Origin of the sequence: Ruminococcus sp. B05, from assembly GCF_003628495.1 — a bacterium.
Classification (GTDB): Bacteria; Bacillota; Clostridia; order Lachnospirales; family Lachnospiraceae; genus Schaedlerella; species Schaedlerella hominis.
This window is the reverse complement of the sequence record NZ_RBZR01000055.1, coordinates 1-2,890: the sequence shown is the minus strand read 5'-3', so window position 1 is coordinate 2,890 and position 2,890 is coordinate 1. Positions and strand designations below refer to the sequence as shown.

Below are 2,890 nucleotides of genomic sequence, written 5' to 3'. Positions count from 1 at the left end.
TTCACGCGCCGGGATGTTCTTTTATAGAGATAATACGAATCTCCTTTTTTCTTCACGGTAGTTCCTTTGATCCGATACTTCTGAACCCAATCCGGGTACTTTTTCTCAGTTACTGGCATAATATCCTTCTTTCTGTATAGGTGCAATACACCTATACCATATAGATATTATATCTCTACAGGCACAAAAAATCAAGAGTTACACATGTTTTGTATAACATGCATAACCCCCGATAAAATCTGATCTTTTTATGTTTTTAAAAATCCTTCATGAAACAACCCTGGTGGCTTTCTCTCCATCCGACCATTTTTCAAAGTAAGTATCTTAGTCGCAAAATAAATTGTAATATAATAGTCTCCTTCCTGCTCTGCAGTCAAGCTGTACTGATGTTGTCTTTTTTGAAATAGCGGTACTACTTTTCTTTTCTTTTTAAGGAAACAATAATAGTAATCCATAATGGGATAGAAAAAGTATAGCACCTTACCAGTATGTCAAGAATATTCGTCTTTCCAATTACCTGAATCAAAATCAGTAAGATAATTCCAATCATGATTCCGATACTTGTTATGATAGCCGATAAATGCTTTTTCATAAATACCTCCTTGAGTTATTGGTTAACTATATTTGTATATGGACCGTACCATACACCTAGCGGATCGCAGAACATCCAAATGACTTTATATTGATTAATAAGAGATGAATTGAATTTATAAATTGTTGCGTTGACACGTCCTCCAGGACTCATACCAGCAATTACAGATAATGCTCCAAAACCAATAGCTCCTATTACTGCCTGTGGACCAATGAATCCGATACCTATTGCTATAGCACCTGCGATTACAGCAACAGCAGCGGCTTCTGGCCATGTAATAGTATGATCTACAGAACTGAAATAAATCCAATTAGCATCAGCTAATACATTTACATTTTTGTCAGGAGTACCAACACTCCAAACATGACCATCCACTAGAGTAGTATAATTATCTTCATCATATTCTAATTGTGCTATAATCTGACCTGATTCATCAAGTATATCCATCCCTCGATTTCCTTCATCCGTCAGATATAAGTTATAGATATAAGTTTTCCCATCAATCAGAATTTCTTCTGAGTGATGATTTTTATATAATAAATTAGCAGAATCATCATTAAGATTAATATTTGAGGCGTTTGCAGATATCCCTTGTATCAGCGTAATTGTAATTACTAATATGAATGCTATCATTTTCTTTGCGTGTTTCATAAATTCTTTCTCCTTCCTTTAATTCTGTTACATTCCACAAGATTTCTGGCAACACATATATCTTTCTTAAAAATAAATATTTTACACTACTTTCTTATTTTTTTTCGATGTGAAATTAATATGCCAATGGATTCTCCTCCTCTCATAACAAAGAATACTCGTTTTTATTGTAATAGTATTATATTATATATTCAGACAACTTTCAATAAACATTCATACTATTCTGATATTTTGGGCAATTCGTTTTTCCATAATATTATCTTTCGCAGCACTGCGGTTCCTGCAGATAAAAATTTATTTGGCTTTCCTTACCGCTTATATAACTAAAATTTTTCTTATGAATAAGTTGTTTTTCTGCCGGTTTATTTTTTATGATGTGGGTGTCAAAAGTCACATTTTCTGTGACTGACAACTGCACATATTTTTTGTCCTTTGCTACGAGTTTTATTTTCGTAGCAAAGCGCACTATGTGATATCAATACTTTTGACACCCACATCATACGATTTTATTTTGCTCGGCAGTAATCGGTATTGTTGCTATTACCATGGTATTTGGAATTTCCTTTGGAAAAATACAGGCAGAAGAAATAAGACTGGTCAGAGAAAATGGAACCGCTTCTTCGGGCAGAATAGAAGATGGAACAGAAGAACAATATGCAAAATTAAAACAACTGGATTATATAAAACAAGTTGGAAAAAGTATTTTTGTAGGTGAAGCTACAGAAGTTTCGGAGAACAATGCAAAAACGATATGTGATATAGTCTGGGCTGACTCAGAAAGCTGGAACGATTTTTTGAGATCGGCATATACCAATGTGATTGGAAGCTACCCACAGAAAAAGGATGAAATTCTATTATCTGAGCGGGCATTGAAAAAACTTGGTATCTCTGAACCGGAACAGGGAATGGAAATAAACTTAGATGTATACAAAGGTGTGTTCGAACATTCAAAAGAAAAATTCGAATTGTGTGGCTGGTATACAGACTCTGGAAATGAATTAGCAATCGGATATATTTCACATGACAAAATTAAAGAGTTGAAACTGGAAAAGGGTCCTTATACTTTACTTTTCAGTCAGAGCAATCATTTAAGCAGAAGTAAAACAGAAGAAAAATTATATCAGACATTGCCAATGAAGAGTGCAGAACAGAAGATATACGTATCTGAAACAGCACAATATACTGCTGTTTCTAAATTCGCAGGTGGATATGAGATGGTGATATTAGGAACGCTAGGTATTTTGTGTGGAATATATTTCCTTGTGCGCAATGTCCTTTGGATATCCATGAGCGAAGATGTTCAAAATCTCGGACTGCTCCACACGATCGGAGCCACAGAAAGACAGATTACAAAAATATACCGGAAACAAATGAGGTCACTCATGTTAAAAGGTTCTGTCTTGGGAAGTTTGATCTCTGCACTGATTTTAGTCTTATTAATACCGGAACTATTAGGTTTCCATTTTTATCAGGAAATGGGAGGGAATACAATACTTTCCTTTTTCAAACCGTGGATTCTTTTGCTTTCTGTTGTATTTGTAAATGGAATTTTGTGGATAGCATCGGAAGGCGTTATTAGAAAAATAACGAAGCTGTCTTGTATTGAGAGTGCTGCTTATAACGAAAATACAGTTGCCAGAAAAACAC

The 2,890-nt window shown here is 34.6% G+C and carries 3 protein-coding genes; 1 reads left to right on the top strand and 2 read right to left on the bottom strand.

Going from position 1 to position 2,890, the window contains the following annotated elements:
* Positions 1 to 412: 412 nt before the first annotated feature.
* Positions 413 to 592: a hypothetical protein gene (locus tag D8Q48_RS16900; RefSeq protein ID WP_117861818.1), complete on the bottom strand. Its 180-nt coding sequence runs from the start codon at positions 590 to 592 to the stop codon at positions 413 to 415.
* 15 nt (positions 593 to 607) lie between these two features.
* The gene (locus tag D8Q48_RS16895) at positions 608 to 1,243 is read right to left on the bottom strand and encodes a hypothetical protein (protein WP_117861817.1); all 636 of its coding nucleotides are present in this window, start codon (positions 1,241 to 1,243) and stop codon (positions 608 to 610) included.
* Between the two features lie 545 nt (positions 1,244 to 1,788).
* On the opposite strand from D8Q48_RS16895, the gene D8Q48_RS16890 reads away from it, so the two are divergent.
* On the top strand, positions 1,789 to 2,890 hold a 1,102-nt coding region (locus D8Q48_RS16890; RefSeq protein WP_243116335.1), incomplete at its 3' end, for an ABC transporter permease.